This window comes from Helicobacter salomonis (assembly GCF_900197775.1).
GTDB classification, from domain to species: domain Bacteria; phylum Campylobacterota; class Campylobacteria; order Campylobacterales; family Helicobacteraceae; genus Helicobacter; species Helicobacter salomonis.
In genome coordinates this window covers 1-19,235 of record NZ_FZMA01000022.1, presented here as the reverse complement: position 1 = coordinate 19,235, position 19,235 = coordinate 1, and the positions used below count along the sequence as shown (strand labels likewise).

Annotated in this window: 15 protein-coding genes and 4 tRNA genes; 8 read left to right on the top strand and 11 right to left on the bottom strand. The window is 46.7% G+C overall.

Annotated features, from left to right (window positions below; all coding sequences use genetic code 11):
• Nucleotides 1-579, top strand: a 579-nt coding sequence (locus C6H04_RS04705) for an outer membrane beta-barrel protein (protein WP_104732467.1), incomplete at its 5' end; no start/stop codon positions are given.
• Between the two features lie 4 nt (nucleotides 580-583).
• On the opposite strand, the gene C6H04_RS04700 is transcribed toward C6H04_RS04705, so the two are convergent.
• The 11 genes from C6H04_RS04700 to C6H04_RS04650 form a co-directional block, all read right to left on the bottom strand.
• Nucleotides 584-1,564, bottom strand: coding sequence for an SAM-dependent methyltransferase (locus C6H04_RS04700; RefSeq protein WP_104732466.1), 981 nt, complete (start codon nucleotides 1,562-1,564; stop codon nucleotides 584-586).
• Between the two features lie 144 nt (nucleotides 1,565-1,708).
• Complete coding sequence (locus C6H04_RS04695) at nucleotides 1,709-2,602, bottom strand: PDC sensor domain-containing protein (protein WP_104695799.1); 894 nt, start codon at nucleotides 2,600-2,602, stop codon at nucleotides 1,709-1,711.
• 2 nt (nucleotides 2,603-2,604) lie between these two features.
• A complete protein-coding gene (locus C6H04_RS04690; protein ID WP_104732465.1) occupies nucleotides 2,605-3,240 on the bottom strand; it encodes a hypothetical protein in 636 nt (211 codons plus the stop codon).
• An 8-nt stretch (nucleotides 3,241-3,248) separates the two neighbouring features.
• Entirely contained in the window at nucleotides 3,249-4,901 is a 1,653-nt protein-coding gene (locus C6H04_RS04685; protein ID WP_104695797.1) for an ABC transporter ATP-binding protein, read from the bottom strand.
• 3 nt (nucleotides 4,902-4,904) lie between these two features.
• Nucleotides 4,905-5,105: a copper-binding metallochaperone CopP gene (gene copP, locus C6H04_RS04680; RefSeq protein WP_104695796.1), complete on the bottom strand. Its 201-nt coding sequence runs from the start codon at nucleotides 5,103-5,105 to the stop codon at nucleotides 4,905-4,907.
• Nucleotides 5,095-7,272 carry a heavy metal translocating P-type ATPase gene (locus C6H04_RS04675; protein ID WP_104732464.1) on the bottom strand — a complete coding sequence of 726 codons (2,178 nt, stop codon included), beginning with the start codon at nucleotides 7,270-7,272 and terminating at the stop codon, nucleotides 5,095-5,097. Before C6H04_RS04675 ends, copP begins: the two co-directional genes overlap by 11 nt.
• A complete protein-coding gene (pssA, locus tag C6H04_RS04670; RefSeq protein ID WP_104695794.1) occupies nucleotides 7,272-7,973 on the bottom strand; it encodes a CDP-diacylglycerol--serine O-phosphatidyltransferase in 702 nt (233 codons plus the stop codon). Before pssA ends, C6H04_RS04675 begins: the two co-directional genes overlap by 1 nt.
• Before the next feature lie 9 nt (nucleotides 7,974-7,982).
• Entirely contained in the window at nucleotides 7,983-9,890 is a 1,908-nt protein-coding gene (gene ftsH / locus C6H04_RS04665; protein ID WP_104695793.1) for an ATP-dependent zinc metalloprotease FtsH, read from the bottom strand.
• Nucleotides 9,891-9,898: 8 nt separating this feature from the next.
• On the bottom strand, nucleotides 9,899-10,807 hold the full coding sequence (locus C6H04_RS04660) for a 50S ribosomal protein L11 methyltransferase (protein WP_104732463.1): 909 nt from the start codon (nucleotides 10,805-10,807) through the stop codon (nucleotides 9,899-9,901).
• A 20-nt stretch (nucleotides 10,808-10,827) separates the two neighbouring features.
• Complete coding sequence (locus C6H04_RS04655; RefSeq protein ID WP_104695791.1) at nucleotides 10,828-11,202, bottom strand: chemotaxis response regulator CheY; 375 nt, start codon at nucleotides 11,200-11,202, stop codon at nucleotides 10,828-10,830.
• 70 nt (nucleotides 11,203-11,272) lie between these two features.
• Nucleotides 11,273-11,884, bottom strand: coding sequence for an XRE family transcriptional regulator (locus tag C6H04_RS04650; protein WP_104695790.1), 612 nt, complete (start codon nucleotides 11,882-11,884; stop codon nucleotides 11,273-11,275).
• Between the two features lie 172 nt (nucleotides 11,885-12,056).
• Here C6H04_RS04650 and C6H04_RS04645 point away from each other — a divergent pair.
• From C6H04_RS04645 to C6H04_RS04615, 7 genes are all read left to right on the top strand, one after another.
• A tRNA-Pro gene (locus tag C6H04_RS04645) sits at nucleotides 12,057-12,133 on the top strand.
• A gap of 19 nt (nucleotides 12,134-12,152) precedes the next feature.
• Nucleotides 12,153-12,229, top strand: a tRNA-His gene (locus C6H04_RS04640).
• Between the two features lie 25 nt (nucleotides 12,230-12,254).
• A tRNA-Arg gene (locus C6H04_RS04635) sits at nucleotides 12,255-12,331 on the top strand.
• A 1-nt stretch (nucleotide 12,332) separates the two neighbouring features.
• A tRNA-Arg gene (locus C6H04_RS04630) sits at nucleotides 12,333-12,409 on the top strand.
• A gap of 101 nt (nucleotides 12,410-12,510) precedes the next feature.
• Entirely contained in the window at nucleotides 12,511-16,053 is a 3,543-nt protein-coding gene (locus tag C6H04_RS04625; protein ID WP_104732462.1) for a bifunctional proline dehydrogenase/L-glutamate gamma-semialdehyde dehydrogenase, read from the top strand.
• Nucleotides 16,043-17,518: a sodium/proline symporter PutP gene (gene putP, locus C6H04_RS04620; RefSeq protein ID WP_104695788.1), complete on the top strand. Its 1,476-nt coding sequence runs from the start codon at nucleotides 16,043-16,045 to the stop codon at nucleotides 17,516-17,518. Before C6H04_RS04625 ends, putP begins: the two co-directional genes overlap by 11 nt.
• Before the next feature lie 2 nt (nucleotides 17,519-17,520).
• Nucleotides 17,521-18,729: a molybdopterin molybdotransferase MoeA gene (locus C6H04_RS04615; protein WP_104732461.1), complete on the top strand. Its 1,209-nt coding sequence runs from the start codon at nucleotides 17,521-17,523 to the stop codon at nucleotides 18,727-18,729.
• The last annotated feature ends 506 nt before the right edge of the window (nucleotides 18,730-19,235 follow it).

Sequence of the window (19,235 nt, the reverse complement as noted above, 5' to 3'; positions counted from 1 at the left end):
GTCAAAGCCCCCACCCGTCCTCTCATCACCATCACTAACAAAAACCTGCAAAGCCGCTCCGTGCAATTTGGGGTGCAATTAGAGGGAGGGTATCAAAAGTATTTCACGCCCTTTGTGGGTATCGCCTACTATGGCTATTTTGGCTACCGCTACCTTTACATGGACAAGGCATTGAGCGCAGCGATTCGTGCCAATAATGTGAACCGTTATAGTCTTGGTGTGGGTGCTAATTTACTCTTTAATGTCTATAGCAAAATTAGAAAGCCTAAGATGGGAAGGCGCGCTAAAATCCAAGCCTATGGCTTTTTTGCTGGGTTGTTGGGCATGTTTCATGTCTGGACGGCGCAATTTTCCAGTGCGAGCGCGGCACAAGTGAGCAATAACGCTAATATCAACGCGACCTTTGGCATTAGTGTGCGCGTGGATCGCTTCAAATGGAGCCTGGGTGTGCACATGCCCCTAATTTCTCAAACCCGCACCCTGATGACCCCTACAAGTCTGAATGGCTATGAGAGTTTAAAACTCGTAGATAGCTATAAAAGTTCCTCTCTTTTCATGAATTTCACCCAAATTTTTTAGAGGTTTATGGAGTGAAATTAGCCACAATGAGTGCCTTAAAACGCTCCCCAAAACCACTGGGATCGATGAGCGCGCGGGCTTTAAACGCCTCTTTTTGATAGGTTTCAAAAGGCATATGGGCTGCAAAAAGTTCTAAAAGTTTTGGCAAACCCATGTGTATGAGAGTTTGGGCTTGGGTGCCATAAAAGAGAGTGGAAGCACCCAACTGGGTAAAGATACTCTCTAGGTGCTTGAAATCCACATCGTAGGTGAGATCCACGCGCTGGTAGAGTTGGGGCAGATTTTCCAAAATATCTGCAAAGTCCAAGACCCGATGCCGCTCGTATGCCCGTAGGTCAATTTCCTCACGCTTTCCATATTGTCCGTAGTCAAAACTTGCAATCGCCCACTGGGGCACGCGCTCAAGAGCTTTGATCAGGGTGTGGATGTAGGGTTGCCAAGATAGGGGCACACATCCCTTAGATTTTTCTAAGACGCAATTTTCACGCCACAGAGGTTTGAAGTGCGAATCGATGTGGAGCATTTGCCCATCTTGGATAACCTCACATGGAAAACTATCCCACAATTCATTGCAATAGATAAATACACTCTGTGTAATGGGCAAGTCTAGGGGACTGGCAACACATTGGAGCGTGATACCCCTTTGGGCCAAATGTGCCTGCTGTGCGGTGCGCAAATGTTCTAAAGGTTCTAAAGTTATGAATTGCGTGTGTTCTAAAACCCCATGACTGAGGGCACGCAAAAAAGAGAGGACATCACCTAAAAGTTGCCCCTGATGTGCGCCAATCTCTATAACACTTAAGGGAAGGCTGAGTTTTTGGTTTTCCAGCAAATCCAAGAGATAGCAGGCCAAACTTCCGCCAAAAAAGGTGCTCGCATTAACAGAGGTGTAAAAATCTCCACGCACTCCTATCTCTGCTCGCGTGTAATAGCCTCCCTGTCCATAGAGCCATGTATGCATTAAAGTGCCAAAAGACTGGAGCATTCAAAAACCTACTTTGTTCAATCAAGACACACAAGTATACAAGATAGTCGCGATAATTTGCTCTTCCTCGATGCGTTCCAATGCTCTTGCATGCTAAAAGCACTTGAAAGTCTAGTCTATTTTTTGAGCTAGAGTCTTGCCAAATCAATTCTTTGCTGCGCCATAAGCGAATTTGACATAGATGGCTAGACTGATGAGCAAAATAGACACCCCACCTGTTAAATAGACGGCATAAACCAGCTTGCTGGGTTCACTAATGCTAAATTTCAGCACCAACATCAGGGCCTCAATGGCTAAGGCAATGATGATCGAGCCTAGAAAGCGAATCATGGTGCGATGAATTGCATGGTGGTTATCCCCGCTATTCTTGCCTAGCACTTCTTCCTCAAAAATTACCTTGACCAAGTCGATAGTGGCTAAGGCAAGTGTCAACAAGACGATGGGGTGAAACACTTCTTTGACATCAAAATTATTGAAATGGATGAGCGCGTCATAAAGTGTAGAAATACTCTTGACGAAGAGCAATAGTGCTACAAGGCCTAACATCACAGAGATGGAAAAATACATCACCACACTGCCTTCAGCAAAAACCTTATAGTGCTTGGATGAGGAACTCAGCGCGATAGCCATTTTGATTGGAATATGCATACAGACCACACAGAAGAGCTCATTTTGGCTATTGTAAATGGGGTAAGCTGCTGTCACCACTAAGTTACGATTGTGGCGTGTGGGATAGGGATTGGTCAAAATACAGCGCCGTTCCTGAATGGCTTCGTGGAAATAGCCGTATTCGGGCGAATTTTCTGCAAAGCTATTTTTGATCGCCCCTCTATCATCGAGCAAATTCCCATTCACATCTAAAATAAAAAAATCCTCTTTAATGCGCACCTCTTGTTTAATACGAGCCATGGCAATTTGAATATACTTAAGAGTGGGCTCTTTGAGATAATTTTTAATATTTTGAGTTAGAAGGTAGGACACATAGGCGTAGAGTTCATTTTTAACCTTGATATATTCACTCACATCTTTGGACAGCATGCTTATTCTTTGTAGAGGTGATTGATCTGCGTCTCTAGGGTCTGTAAACTCTGTTGGTAAAGTTTGTTGAGTGCCTCTATCAGTGCAGTGTTATAGCGTTGTTCATCACTGGCATGGGCGCTAGGATCACTATCCAAAGGGTTAGCCCGCCACACGGGTTCTAACACTTGCACATGCACCTGCACCCCACAGGGGAATTGATCGCCCCCTACACATGTGAGCTTTAGGGTGCTCTGAGCACGCAGCATGCGCAAAACACGCACAGGATCGACATATTCATTGCCCGTAGCTTTGAGCATGGCCTTCGTGTCTTTAAGTGTGGAAGGAGTGTTTTCAAAGACAAGGCGCACGCTTCCACTCAAATGTGCATGAGGAGCATTAGGAGTTGTGCTATATCCTAAATGCGCTAAAAGTGTAGCGCCATCTCTTTGTAGGGCTTGGATATATTTGTGTTGGTAATAATGCGGGATAAAGTCTTTAGAAAAGCTAATATCTGGAGTCTGCAGAACAAGTCCTCCCTTAAGGGGTACTTGGGGCGATGCGCTTTTATAGTGCAATCGCAGGGATGGCTGACTAAAAACTCCATGGGTACACCCCACACATAACACAAGAAATAAGGGAATCCAAATCAGGCGCATGAACCCTCCTAGGAAGTGGTGCGACTTTCTTGTAACTTGCCATGCGCAAGCACGCAGACACGATCAGCGATCTTCAAACTCTCACGATTATGTGAAATCATGATCACAATGCGATTTTCTCTAAGTTCTGTGATGGTTTGGTAAATGCCCTCTTGTGTATGGCTGTCCAAAGCTGAAGTGGCCTCATCAAAAATTAACACACTTGCCCTGCGATAAAGGGCGCGCGCAATGGCAATTCTTTGGCGCTGTCCTCCGCTTAAATTAGCCCCAAACTCTTCTAAGAGAGCCTCTATGCCACCCATTGCTTGCACAAATTCTAAGGCCTGGGCTTGTTGTAGACAATCTAGCACTCTTTGAGGCTCGATTTCCTGACCATAGGCGACATTTTCTGCAACACTCCCGCTGAAAATAAAGACCTTTTGAGTTACTACACCAATTTGATCGCGCAGACTCTTTTGCTGCAAAGACGCAATGGGCATGCCATTAATTTCAATCTCTCCATTTGTAGGCTCATAAAGCCGTAAGATCAAATTCACTAACGAGCTCTTCCCACTCCCACTTTTGCCCTTGAGCGCGGTAATCTGATTGGGGTGCAATTCCAAACAAACATCTTGCAATGCTAGCCTATCTGCACTATAGGCAAAATTAACATGTTTGAATACAATGCGCTCAATGGGTTTTTCTAATACATGCGTGCCATCTACAATGGGGCTAACCCGTTCTAAAATCTCATGGATGCGCTCCCCTGCAACCAAGGCTTCTTGAAAACTTGAAGCGATGCGTACGAGGCGCTTGAGTGGGGTATAGAGCATGAATAGTGCGGTAATAAAGGAAAAAAATGCCCCCACGCTCAGATGTCCTGCGATCACCTCTCGCCCTCCCGAGTAGATCACCAAAGCGATGAGCAAAGAACCCAAGAATTCCATCAGAGGGGAGGAGATTTCTGCATATTTAATGCTCTTTAAACTGATTTGAAAAAATGCCTTGTTTTCCTTTTGAAACGCTTGTAATTCGAGCTTTTCCCCATTGGAGGTTTTGATCACTTCAATGCTATGAAAAATTTCTGACAATCTAGCCGTCATGCGCGCGTTAGTTTCTTGGTTAACCTTAGAGAGCTTTTTAACTTTTTTGATGATTTTACTGAGCGGAATGGCCGCAAAAAACAAGAGCAATAACCAAAAAGCCAGTCTAGGGCTTTGGTAAATCACCACACCTATTAAACCTATGACAGTCAAAAATTCTCGGATCGATTCGGCCAAATAGTTGGACAAACTCGCGCGCACTAACGCGATGTCGTTGGTAATCCTAGCGATCAACTCACCTTTTTTGGTACGGTTAAAAAAGCCAAGTTCCATTTGAAGCAAATGTTCCAGCATGCGTTTGCGCAATTGTTGGATAATGTCCAGTCCGATGTAGTTTGTAAAATAGGTTTGGATATAAATCCCCCCGCTCTTACCCAAGTATGCTAAAATGACCAAGAAGGGCAAGATAGCCAGCATGTGCGCATCTTTTTTGATAAAGATTTCATCTAGCGTGGGTTTGACTAGATAAGTTCCCCACGCCGTGCTCAACGCCACCACTAGGGAGGCAATTAACACCACTGCAAAGCGCGCGTAATGCCCTTGAATATAAGGATGGAAACGCTTAAAAAAGAGTTTCACACCCTAGCCCAGAGTATAACCCGCGTCTAAAATAGCTTCGGCAATGCTCTCTTGGCTAGCAGGTGGGTCAAATTCCACGCACACTTTCTTGTTCTCCACACTTACCTCAATATGCTTCACGCCTTCTAACTCTCCTACAAAGCGCTCGATCTTATCCACGCAGTGATTGCATGTGATCTCTGGCACTAACCATTCAGCTTTCATAACTTGCCTTAATTTTGAGATGGATTCCTCTGAGTCGCTGCGCGTTTAGCACCACACTTAGGCTGCTCAGGCTCATCGCTAAACTCGCGAGCATAGGACTTAGCATGATGCCTGCTTTGAATGCAACACCGCACGCTAGGGGAATAGCAATGGCATTATAGCCAAATGCCCAAAAGAGATTTTGCTTAATATTGGCGATGGTAGCCCGACTTAATTTAATCGCATTTTCCACAGCTACAATTTCATTGTTAAAACTGACCACATCAGCCACTTCTAAACTCGCATCGCTCCCTCGTGCCATGACCACTGCTACATCGCTGCGTGCCAGTGCAGGCGCATCGTTCATCCCATCTCCCACCATCATGACCACTTCCCCCTGAACCTTGAGTTCCTCAATCTTAGCCAGTTTGTTTTCAGGGCTGGCCTGCCCGATACCCGTGCTCATGCCAAGCTCTTGGACCAGGGCCTGCACATTGTCGGCGCGATCCCCACTTAAAAGCATGGTCTTAATTCCCAGTGTTTGCAAACGAGAGATATCTTCTTTAGCATGAGCCTTGGGCATGTCTTGCAAGATCAGTGCCCCCAAAATATGATCACTCTGTCCTTCAATACCCACAAACACCCAAGTGCCCGGTGTGTCTAGTACAAATGGATTAGGTGTGTTGAAAAATTCCAAATTCCCCACCTTAATCCATGTTCCCTCTACACACCCGCGTATTCCCAATCCCACGAATGCACGCGCGTCCTTGACTTCTTTCAACACCGCATCTTGTGCCTTGGCATACGCGACAATGCCCTGTGCTAACACATGTTCGCTGTGGGCTTCCACGCTGCTAGCTAAGCAGAGCACATCGTTTGTGGAGATTCCAGGAATGGCCACAACCCGTTGGACTTGTGGCTTGCCCTGCGTGATTGTACCCGTCTTGTCAAAGACCACACAATCTACCAAGCGAGCCTTTTCCAACGCCTGCGCATCTTTGAAGAAGAGACCTAAGTGGCTCGCTTCCTTGTGTGCCACCAAAAGGGACATCGGAGTGGCTAGACCTAATGCGCAAGGACACGAGATGACTAGCACGGCAATGAAAACCTCCAAAGCGTGGGCAAAATTGCTCAAAAAGAACCACACTCCAAAGGCCACACTGGCAATAGCAATGACAGAGGGCACAAAGATTCGCGCGACCTTATCAGCCAATCTGGCAATTTGTGCCTTAGAACCTTGCGCATCGCGCACTTGCTGGGCAATCTTTTGCAGAACGCTCTGCGCGCTTGTATGGGTGGCGCGGATTAAAAAACTTGTAGTAGTGTTGAGCGTCCCTGAGAAGACATGCGCACCCTGAGATTTGTAAATAGGCACACTCTCACCCGTGAGAGTGGATTCGTCAATTTCCCCTTCACCCTCAATCACCACACCATCTACGGGGATCACGCTCCCGGGCAAAATCTTTAAGACATCGCCCACCTGCACGCGCTCGATCAACACTTCAACAGCGTTGCCCTCCTCTACGCGGAGTGCACTTTGGGGTTGTCTGCCCAATAAGCCTTCCATGGCTGCTAGTGCCTTATCTTTAGAAGCATTTTCAAGGCGTTTGCCCAGCATGACAAAGAGTAAAATCACGCATGCGCTCTCAAAGTAATACCCTACTTGTGTGCCCTGAAATGCTTTGCCTAGCAACACCACACTATAAAGAAATGCGCTACTAGTGCCTAAGGCTATCAGGCTGTCCATATTGGGTTGGCGCTCCCATAAAGATTTAAAGCCCCTAATGTAAAAATGTCTGCCTGCATGCATGACTAGCAAACTTAATAAAGCTTGCAAAAATCCACTTATGAAGCTATTGTGCAAAATAGCAGGTAGTAGTGCGGGCAAGTGCATGCCCACCATGGAGAGATACAGTACACCCAAAGTAGCGGGCATGGCAAGCCATAGATGGGACTTTTGAACCTTGGGAGGAGGCAGGCTCTCTTTAGGAGAGTAGCCCAATTTGGTGATCATTTTAAAAATATCTTCAAGGCTAGCATGCGCGGTGTCATAGACCACTACTGCGCTTTTACTAAGCAAATCCACCCGCACTTCTTGGATAAAATCCTTGCGCTCCAAAGCGCGTTCAATCCCACTTGAACACGCGCTGCAAGTCATACCTTCGATGTAGAAACGCACCTGTTGCATTAATGTTTCCGTTTTAATAAAATCTTGCTCATGACAAAGATCCAACGCACGATGCCGTAACATAAATAGGCAAACATAAAACTACTCAGCACCTCTAAGGGATAGATAAAAACAAGCAAGAGAAAAATTAATAAGACGATGAAAAGCTTGAGATTCCAACGGACTTTTTTGAAATTGGGATAACGGATATTGCTTACCATCATCACTCCCAAAAACACGATATAGGCAAGCATTAAATGTCCGTGTTGGGCTTTAAAGAGACCATACTTGTGATCGAGTAAAATGGCTAGCACGACCAAAACCGCTCCAGTGGGAATGGGAATGCCGATGAAAGAGTAGGGGTCTGCGGTTTGGGTTGTTACATTGAAGCGCGCTAAACGAATCGCTCCAAAGATCACAAATAGGGCACAAGCCGCCATTCCTACGCGTCCATAAGTGTGCCCGACATAAAAGTAAGCAATGATACTAGGAGCTGCCCCAAAGGCCACTACATCGGCCAACGAGTCAAACTCTAAGCCAAACTTGCTGGTGGTGTTAGTTAAGCGGGCAACACGCCCATCTAGGCCGTCCAAAACCAAGCACACCACTACAAACCAACACGCGCTCACAAAACTCCCCCGGGCGGCATAGAAAACCCCCATCATTCCTAAGAAAATACTGCTCGCCGTGAATAGATTGGGAAACAGATAGAGAGGTTTAATAGAAAATCCTTAGCTCGCGTGTTCTTCTAAGGGAACCAAACGGGTTTGCAGTTTGTGAGCCACTTCATACTCGCTAATGATTTCACGCACGCGCTCGCCCGTGATGACCTCTTTTTCAAAGAGCTCATCTACCATCACTTCAATGGCATCTTTATAATCGCTCAAAGTTTGCTTGACATGAGTGTAGCGTTCTTCCAAGAGTTTTTTGATGAATGCATCCATCTCCTCGGCCATCTTTTCGCTAAACTCTCTTCCTCCTCCAAAGCCCCCGCCTAAGAACGAATTGCGCTGTTTTTCTAGCACCATTAGCCCACTCACATCGCTCATGCCATAGTAACTTACCATGCCTTTGATGATGTCAGTAGCCCTCTCCAAATCGTTGCTGGCTCCTGTAGAGATTTCATGCAAAAAGACATCTTCAGCGGCGCGCCCACCCAAGAGGACATCGATTTCAGCGATGAGCTCGTGTTTTTGCATCAAGTACTTGTTTTCTTCGGGAGTGTTAAGAGTATAACCTAGAGCCGCCATGCCTCTAGGAATGATAGAAACTTTATTGACCCGTGCCGAACCCTTAGTCATCTCAGAAATGACAGCATGCCCGCTCTCATGGTAAGCCACGATCTTTTTCTCCTTAGGAGAAATGCGCCGACTCTTTTTCTCCAAACCGGCAATACCCCGCTCGACCGCCTCTTTGAGATGCTGCTGCTTGACTTCCTTTTGGTTATTACGCCCGGCTAAAAGCGCGGCCTCATTGATGATATTAGCCAAATCCGCCCCTGCTAATCCGGCAGTGAGCTTGGCGATTTCTTGCAAATCCACATCATTAGCCAATTTGACAGGCTTGATATGCACCTTTAAAATCTCCACGCGTCCGTTAAAATCAGGCTTATCTACTAGAACTTGGCGATCAAAGCGTCCTGGTCTGAGCAGGGCGGGGTCCAGAATCTCGGGGCGGTTAGTGGCTGCTAACACAATCACGGGCGCATTTTCTGAACCAAAGCCATCCATCTCCGCTAAGAGCTGGTTCAAGGTTTGCTCCCTCTCATCATTCCCACTGACCATTCCCCCGGCTGCCCGACTTTTCCCGATTGCATCGATTTCATCGATAAAAATAATGCTGGGGGCCTCTTTTTTAGCGATGTCAAAGAGATCACGCACCCGACTTGCCCCCAAACCTACGAACATCTCAATAAAACTGCTCCCCCCCATAGAGAAAAAGGGCACACTGGCTTCTCCGGCCACCGCTTTAGCCAACAAGGTTTTACCTGTCCCGGGGGGACCCACTAAGAGCACACCCTTAGGAATTTTAGCTCCCAAAGAGGCATAACGATCAGGGTATTTGAGGAAGTCTACAATTTCCACCACTTCCTCTTTAGCCTCTTCATTACCCGCCATATCGTTAAAGCGTACCTTGGGTTTTTCCGCGTTGATGAGCTTTTTAGAACTCCCCATGCCAAAGATACCCCCGCCCATATTCTTTTGCATGCGATTTGCCATAAACATCCACAAACCTAAAATCACCAGTACGGGCAAGAGCCAGCCCAAAATATCTGTGAAGAAATTCGACTCACTAAAGCCCGAATAATTAATTTTCTGTGCATCTAGGAGGGGAACTAAAGAGAGATCGGGAACCCTCTTAGCCACATAGATAGTCTTGGTATTACCCTCCTTGCTGGTGGCCTTGATAAGAGTTTGACCAATGCTTACATTGTCCACTTCTTTGTTTTCGATCAACTGTTTAAGCTCGTGATAGCTAACATTTTTAGTACTAGTTGAGAGAAAACGATCCCCAAACCCGCCCTCTGTGCTCATCATACGCACACCAATGATGGCAATAATAATGAAAATCAAAACAAGCAAGAGAGGGTTTTGCAACAAGGGCTTCTTGGGGTTAGGATTTTGCGATCGATTGTCCATAGATATCCTTAAGAGTTAAAATGCCTGCACAGAGTCAAGCACACCCATTCATTTTCTTGGTCTCTGCGCAGAAGAGTAAAATCTTTTGCATAAATTGTATACACTTCATTCTCTTGGGTGTCTAAAATACCTGATAGGAAGAGCAGCGTGCCCTCCTTGCTTACTTTGAGTACATCGGCATGCATTTGCACGATCACATCCGCAAGGATGTTGATCACAATGAGATCGTAATATGTGCCAGGAGGAATGACCTGGATAGAGCCATGCCATAGACTTACACATTCCAAATGATTACGCGTAAAATTCTTCTGAGTTTCTGCGATTGCTAGCGAATCAGTGTCGCATGCATGTGTCCGTGCTCCTAACTTGGCGAGTGCCAAGCTCAAAATCCCACTCCCACAACCCACATCTAGGCTCAGTCGACCTTGCACATCCAGGCGCGAAATCTCTTGTAAAAGCAAGCGAGTGCTCTCATGCCTGCCCGTGCCAAAGGCCAAGCTTGGATCAAGGAGCAGTGGCATCAAATCTTCGCGCTCCTGTGAGCTCCAATTAGGAACGATATGAAATCTCCCGCAAATGATGGGCTTCACACTCCTCTCATAGGCCCGCACCCAATCCAGGTTACGCTGCGAGCTGCTATGGTGGTAAAAGCCAATAGCAGTGCCCAATCTCTTAGAGAGCACACTACAGAAATCCTGCACGCACGCCAAGAGACTCTCAGGAGGCGTAGTGGAGTAGATAATAAAACCTCCCCCAGGAGGCTTTAGGGGAGTTTCTCCGAAGTAAGAATAGTCGAGGGAAGGAGGCGTGTCGATTTCCTCAATGGCATCCTGCGTGAATTCCAACAAACAGTGGGCGAACAACTCAGGATAATGCGTGGGCAAGACAAAGGTTTTAAAATAAACATCCGGACACACGCGCGCTACAATCCTCTACTTCAATCATTCGTTCCCAACACCACTTCCAGCTTCTCCTTGAGAACTTGGGGCGTGAAAGGTTTCACGATGTAGTTATTCACCCCGGCCTTAAGTGCGGTGATCACCTCCGCCTTGCCCCCCTCTGTGGTGATCATAATGATGGGCAGATCCTTAAACCGCCCGTCCGAACGCACTTTTTTCACTAAATCCAACCCATTCATCTCTGGCATATTCCAGTCTGTGATGAGTACACCGGTTGTGTCGTTGCTATCTAGTTTTCCCCAAGCTTCCACCCCATGCTCGGCTTCCATGATATCCTCATACCCCAAGCGTTGCAAGGTATTCTTAATGATCCGTCTCATGGTGGAACTATCATCTACAACTAAAATTTTCAATCTCGCTCCTTGGTCGACTTAGTCGCACAAACTACTCGCGCATGTTAGCATATTTATTGCGCGCCTATCTTTAAAAACTAAAAGTATGCAAGACGCCTATGACGCGTCCCAAAATGGTGATATCATCCAAACTTTGCAGATGAATGGGTCTGTAAATAGAATTGTCACTAATTAGGCACACCTCTGGGCGTTTGCACAGACGCCTCACATAATATTCTCCATCTAGGTTGACAACATAAATAGCCCCTTCATAGCAGCTTTCATCATTTTGAAAGAGCAACAGATCTCCCTCCTTGATCAGCGGCTCCATAGAATTGCCCACAGCTTGTAAAAGCCCTAGGTGTTCTGTGGAAGTGATCCCAAAATGCCTCTTGAGAAAGGTTTTGCTCTGCGGAAGAAATACCGTATTATCATCCCGATTCTCTTGAGGTGAATAGGTCTTGCTATCCTTGACATAGGGCACCATCACGACATCTTCCACCTCTCTATGTGTAGATGTAAAAAAATGTAAATCTGTATTGAGTGCGTTGGCGAGTTTTTCCAAAGTATCTAAAGTGATATTGCTTTTTTGCTCGCTCTCATAACGCTTGATACTCTGCAAGCTTACACCGCATTTAAGGGCGAGTTCTTCTTGGGTTAAATTGTTTGCGTTTCTAAGTTGTTTTAGCTTCTCTTTCAACATGTGAACTCCTCTCATAGCAATGTATTGCGTGAAAATCTATACAACACTAGACTTAAAATATGGCTAAAATGAGAATAGATTTCTCTATAGCTTGCATGCCTAACACCAATAAACCATGGAGTGCTTGACAAAACCTTAAGAGTATGCTATAGTGCCTATTTGTCAAAACTTGCGGGGCGTAGCGCAGCCTGGTAGCGCACTTGGTTTGGGACCAAGGGGTCGAAGGTTCGAATCCTTTCGCCCCGACCATGCGGTAAAAGGCTTTATGGTGGGTGTAGCTCAGTTGGTTAGAGCACCAGATTGTGGTCCTGGGGGTCGTGGGTTCAAGCCCCATCATCCACCCCATTTCTTAAAACTCCGTTTTGACTTAGCGTTTGTAGCTCAATTGGATAGAGCACCAGACTTCGGATCTGGGGGTTAGGGGTTCGACTCCCTTCAGGCGCACCATGCGCTTGTAGCTCAGCTGGATAGAGCAACGGCCTTCTAAGCCGTAGGCCGCAGGTTCAAGTCCTGCCAAGCGTACCATTGTTACTTAATGGGACCCCCTCGCATTCTCGATTCTGCTTCGCATATTCTCATTAACCCAAGTATCTTATACTCAAAGCTACTATCCACTTGGAGTTATTATGCAACAACCTTCCAACGATTTGGTCCAGTCGGCTTTGAGTCTTGCCACCACGCTGCAAACTAGAATCAGCGAACATTTAAGCCAAGAAGAGAGAACTTTCCATAGTAAGATGCAAAAACTCTTGGATAATCCCAGTAACAAGGTCATGCTCATTGAGCTCTTGGATCGCTCTTTTCGCTGCCAGGACAACTGCGCCCGTTTCCATCTCATCGAACACACCCTCAAAAAGTATGGCATTGCAGATTTCTTTAGCCGTTTTGAAAAATTTCTTCTCATGGGCTTCTTGCATATAGGCAAGTTCGTCCCCTCTATGAGCGTACCATTTTTTGTGGACAAAGTCCGCAATAATGCCCAAGCAATGGTTTTAGATGAGAAAAGTGAGGTGCTCAAACGCACGATTGAACAGCGTGAATCCGAACAAATTGTTTTGAATGTAAATTTGATTGGCGAAGAGGTGCTGGGAGAATCAGAGGCGATGTATCGCATGCATAAATACCAAGAGGCGATCAAATCTAGTTATATCAAGTATATTTCCATTAAGATCACCACTATTTTCTCCCAAATTTACCATTTAGACTTTGAATATTCTAAGGCAGAGATTGTCAAACGGCTGGACACCCTCTACGCGCTCGCCCTCGAGCAAAAGGAGCAGCATAGCATTGAAAAATTTATCAACTTAGACATGGAGGAATTTAAAGATTTAGAACTCACCATCGCAGCTTTTATGGAATCCATCGCTAAATTTCCTATCAGTGCGGGAATTGTTCTGCAAGCCTATATTCCAGATTCCTACGCATACCTCAAAACTCTAGTCGCTTTTTCTAAAGAGCGCGTGCTCAACGATCTCCCTCCCATCAAGATTCGTTTTGTCAAAGGCGCTAACATGGAGAATGAAGAAACCCTTGCCTCCATCAAGGGCTGGGAATTACCCACCTTCTCAAGCAAACAAGACACCGATTCGAATTACAATAAGATGTTAGAATATGTTTTGAGCGAGGAAAACTACAAGTATATTCATATTGGCATCGCCTCGCATAACATCTTTGAAATAGCCTATGCTTACACCCGTATCCATGCCCTCAACGATCCTCTTGCCATAGCCAACTTCAGTTTTGAAATGCTAGAAGGCATGAGTGTGCAGGCTAGTCGTGAAATCAAAGAAATGCACCAACTCATCCTCTATGCTCCCGTCTGCGACGCGGCGCACTTCAACAATGCTATTGCCTACCTCGTGCGTCGTTTAGATGAGAACACAGCGCCAGATAATTTCATGAAAGCCTTTTTCAACCTCCAAGTGGGATCGCCAGAGTGGAAAGATCAAGAACAGCGTTTTCTAAAAAGTTTGGAAGGCATGAAAACACTTAGCAATCACACACGCCGCACCCAGGACCGCAACACCACTCCCATAGGGCAGAGCACTTACCCCGAGCACCCCTTTAGAAATGAAAGTGATACAGATTTTACCTTGCGTGCCAATCGGGAGTGGGCACAAAGAATTGTAGATAAAGCCCGCAACACCCCACCCATTGAGCTCTCCCCCGTTGTGCTCAAGGCATGCGCACCCGAGGGGCTTAAGCGTTTAGATGTCTTTGACAAGATCGAGCATCGAAAAATCGCCGCCGTGTTTTTAGCCGATGAGGCGATCATGCAAAGCGCCTTAGAGCTGGCTCAACAAAGCCATTTCCCCCAACGCCCCTTGAGGGAGATCCATGCTATCTTGAGCCAAGTGGCACAAAAGTTCAGAGAGAGGCGTGGGGAGCTCATCGGGCTTAGTGCTTTAGAAGTGGGCAAGACCTTTGCAGAAAGCGATGCGGAGGTGAGTGAGGCTATCGATTTTTTAGAGTTTTATCCCCATAGTCTGCAAACCCTCTTGAAAGAGTATCCCCATGTCAGTTTCAAACCCAAAGGGGTGGGCGTGGTGGTTGCACCATGGAACTTTCCCATTGGAATTTCGGTGGGGAGCATTGCAAGCGCGCTAGCGGGGGGCAATGTGGTCATTTACAAACCTTCTAGTCTCAGTGTAGTAGTGGGGTATCGCTTGTGTGAGTGTTTCTGGGATGCGGGGGTGCCCAGAGATGTACTCATCTATTTACCCTGTCGTGGTGGCGAGCTCAGTGCCCATTTGCTCAACAATTCGGCTGTGCATTTTGCCATTCTCACGGGCTCTGAAGAAACGGCCTATGAAATGCTCAAGGCCAATCCCACTCTGCACTTAAGCGCAGAAACGGGGGGCAAGAATGCCACCATTGTTACTAAAATGGCTGATAGAGAACAGGCGGTGAAAAATGTCGTCCATTCCGCCTTTAGTAACTCGGGGCAGAAATGCTCGGCCACCTCTTTGCTCATTCTCGAAGAAGAGGTCTATGAAGATCCTAACTTTAAAAAGACACTTGTAGATGCCACAAACTCCATGAGTGTGGGCGATCCTTTGGAATTGCACCATAAAATTGGCACTTTGGCAAGCACGCCCAGCTCTAAGGTGCGCAAGGCCCTAGACCACGTGGAAGCGCACGAAGAATGGGTGCTTAAACCCGAATTTATCGATGATAACCCCTATCTGATGAAGCCCTGCATTAGATACGGCACACAGAAGGGTGACTATACCTACAACACGGAATTATTCGTGCCTTTGCTCTCTGTGATGAAGGCTAAAGATCTCAAAGAAGCCCTAGAGCTTGCCAATGGCACAGGCTATGGTCTCACAGCTGGGCTAGAGTCCCTAGATGAGCGCGAATGGGAGTATTTTATAGAGCACATTGAGGCGGGCAATATCTATGTCAACAAGCCCACGACGGGGGCCATTGTCCTACGCCAGCCCTTTGGGGGAATCAAAAAATCTGCCGTAGGTTTGGGGCGCAAGGTAGGGAGCTATAACTACGCCCTGCAATTTGTGCACATTGAAGAGCACAGCACCCCAACCCCCCCCGCTGACGCACATCTGCCCTTTATACAGATCCTAGAAGCCTTTAGCGCACACCATGCCCATGCCTATGAGGACCTCATCACCTTAGCACGCGACTATGCTTACCACGCACAACACACTTTCAACACCCCTACAGAATTCATCCATGTGCGGGGCGAGGAAAATTACTTTAGCTACACCAAAGTGGCCAATGTAGGGTATCGCGTGCGCGCAGAAGATGAATTATTGGAACTCTTTAGTGTAGTGCTGGCATGCGCGGTGTGTAACATTCCCCTTACCATCAGCGTAGACAATTCCCCCACTAACCCTCACTTTAACCTTTTGCTAGAATGCCTAGAGGGCATGCAACACCACTTCAAACCCAGTGTTTTTTATGAGAGTCTTGAAGAATTTAGCGCAAAATTGGGTGGCTTTGTGCGTGTGCGCTATTTTGGTCAAGGTTTGGACGCGCTTTACCAAGCCAGTGCGCACGCAGGGATTGTCTTAGCCAATGCCAAACCCCTGCGCTGTGGGCGTTTTGAATTGCTCAACTACTTTTTAGAAAAATCAATCAGCATCTCCTACCACCGCTATGGCAATCTGGGCGCGCGAGGTCTAAAGGCTAAGCATGCACATTAGTTACCAAATTTTGAGCGTTTTTATTCTCTATTCTGCGCTGATGCTCTTTATTGGATTTTATTTCTACCGTAAAAACGAAACCACAGAGGATTATTTTTTAGGCGATCGTTCCATGGGACCTGTGATCAGCGCGTTGAGCGCGGGGGCAAGCGACATGAGCGGGTGGCTCTTAATGGGCTTGCCCGGAGCCTTGTATGTGGGAGGGCTTGTCAATAGCCATATCGCCATTGGGCTGACCATTGGGGCTTTCATTAACTGGTCTTTGGTGGCTAAACGCCTCCGTGTTTACACAAGCGTGATCGCCAATTCCATCACTATCCCTGACTATTTTGAAACCCGTTTCAGTGATGACAAACACATCTTGCGTCTCATCTCTGCCATTGTTATTTTGATCTTCTTCACCTTCTATGTGTCCTCAGGGCTAGTCAGTGGGGCCAAACTTTTTGAAGCGACTTTTGGGGTCAAATACTCCAATGCGTTGATTGTAGGCACACTCATCATCGTTACCTATACTTTCTTTGGAGGGTATAAAGCGGTTTGTTGGACCGATCTCATACAGGGTCTTTTGATGATGGGAGCTCTCATTGTCGTCCCCTGCATGATGCTCTACCATTTAGGGGGTTTTGGGGCGAGTTTCGAGGTGATCGCTCAAATCAAGCCCGGAAATCTCACATTCCTGCAGGGCACTTCCATCGTGGCCGTGATCTCCAGTTTAGCATGGGGTTTGGGTTACTTTGGACAACCCCATATTTTGGTGCGCTTCATGTCCATTCGTTCCATCCGCGAGATTCCTAAGGCGACCACGATTGGCATTGGGTGGATGGTTATCAGCCTAGCAGGCTCATGCTTGATTGGACTCCTAGGTGTAGCCTATGTTACCAAGTTTAATTTGAGCTTGGCCGATCCAGAGAAAATTTTTATCCACATGAGCGCGACCCTCTTTAATCCATGGGTGAGTGGGGTGCTTTTAAGTGCTATTCTAGCAGCTGTGATGAGTACCGCTAGTTCACAATTATTAGTTAGCTCTTCTACCATTGCCGAGGATTTTTATTTCAAGATTTTCAACAAACAAGCTCCCGTAAAAACTCTTATGGCCGTGAGCCGTGTGTCTGTATTGGCAGTGGCTTGTGTGGCTTTTTTCATTTCCACAGATCGGAATGCAAGCGTCCTTAAAATTGTTTCCTATGCGTGGGCGGGTTTTGGAGCAAGTTTTGGCACAGTGATCCTCTTTTCGCTCTTTTGGGAGCGCATGACGAGGCTAGGGGCTATCATGGGCATGGTCTTTGGGGCGGGCACCGTGATTCTCTATGATCAATTTGGCAAGAGTTTCTTAGATATCTACGAAATTGTGCCCGGATTCGTCGCCAGTGCAATCGCCATTGTGCTGTTTAGCCTTATGAGTTCTGTGCGCCCGGGCACTAAGGACGCGTTCAAGAAAATGCTCCATGAAATTCAAAAAGGATGAAGATGAAAAACCCTTTAATGGAATTTGAAGACGCGCTCGCATTGAGTTTAAATTTGGTCAAATCTGTGCCGGATACAGAGGAAGTTGCCCTAGAGGACGCCCTGGGGAGAGTCTTAGCTCAAAGTATCTGCGCGCGCGAGCCTTCACCTAAAGCAACTAACTCGGCAATGGATGGTTTTGCCATGCGCCTAGAAGATGTGGGTAAACTCCTAAAAGTTACACGCATAATTTATGCAGGGCAGAGTGTGGAAGGCGTGCATATCAAGGCAGGCACTTGCGCTAGGATCATGACAGGGGCGCTTGTGCCTGAAGGGGCAGACATTGTCGTGCCTTTTGAGGAGATGGATTTTTTCGATGACGAGCAAGCCCAAGCTCCCAGTAAGAATTACAAACAAGGGGCAAATATTCGCACGATGGGTGAAGACATTCTTGTTAACGAAGTGATCGCCCATCAAGGAGAGAGGGTGCATGCGGGCAAAATTGCCCTATTTGCCTCTCAGGGCATGGCACGCATGCGTGTGTTTAAGCGGCTTAAAATTGCCATTTTTAGCAGTGGTGATGAGGTGGTAGCCTTGGGAGCTCCAGCACAAGCCCATCAGATTTATGATAGCAATGCCCCTATGCTCGTCTCTCTACTGAAAAGTTATGGGCATGATGCCTTCCATGCAGGCAAACTTAACGACGATTTAGAGAGTCAGCAAGAGGTCATGCAAACATGGGGGAATTACGATGTCGTAGTGAGTAGTGCTGGAGTGAGTGTGGGAGATAAGGATTACTTTAAAGAGGCTCTCTTAGGACAGGGTGCAATCATTCACTACCATGGGGTTAATCTCAAGCCCGGCAAACCCATCATGTTGGCTAGTTTGGCACACCGCCCTACTTTTGTCTTTGGCATGCCAGGCAATCCTGTAAGTTGCATGCTCACTGCGCTCACTCTAGTTCTGCCCATGCTAGACAAACTCGCAGGGGCGCGCACACGCTACAATATGTTGCGCGTGCCTTTGAGTGAACACTTGTTTTTCAAGGGAAGGCGTTTGCATCTCGTACTGGGCTGTGTAGAACAGGGGGTGTTTACTCCCTATCGCCACAATCGCTATGGTTCTGGAGCCATCGACGCGCTGGGGGCGTGCAACGCACTTGCCCTCATTGCGCCCGGTGTGTTAGAGGTCCGTGAGAGTGTAGATGTGCTGTTTTACTCACTTGCGCCGTAAAGCCCCTAGCTTTAGCTATGGGGATATAAGGCATTTTTTGTGCTACAATAGTCCTTCGTAGAGTTGGGGCATCAACTCTTGGAGTAGAAGTTGTAAGACCCGCTTGTGGGCGGACTTTGATGATACTAGAATCCCCTACTTTAGCTATAGGGAGTATGTCAATAATTCCTAAAAACCCTGAGATTTAGCCATTAGCTTCATCAAAGCCTTTCTAGCCCCGTGACTTCAGTATCTTTGAGGGTTTCTTTAACAACATAGTCATTGACCTCAGTATTCTGCTCTAAGATGACCTGTTTCTGTTGCTCTAAGCCCCTAAATTTTTATCATAGCTGTATGCGTCATCGTATCTATAAAGGAATATAGGATAACCTACCTCCAAAGTAATTTAAAACTCTTTATCAGAAACCCCACTCTAGCAAATGCGTCGCATTTGTTTTAGTGAGTTGGATGAATGCCTTCAATCCTTGATTTTCTATGTATCTTTTGATGGTTTGCAGTTTTGAACT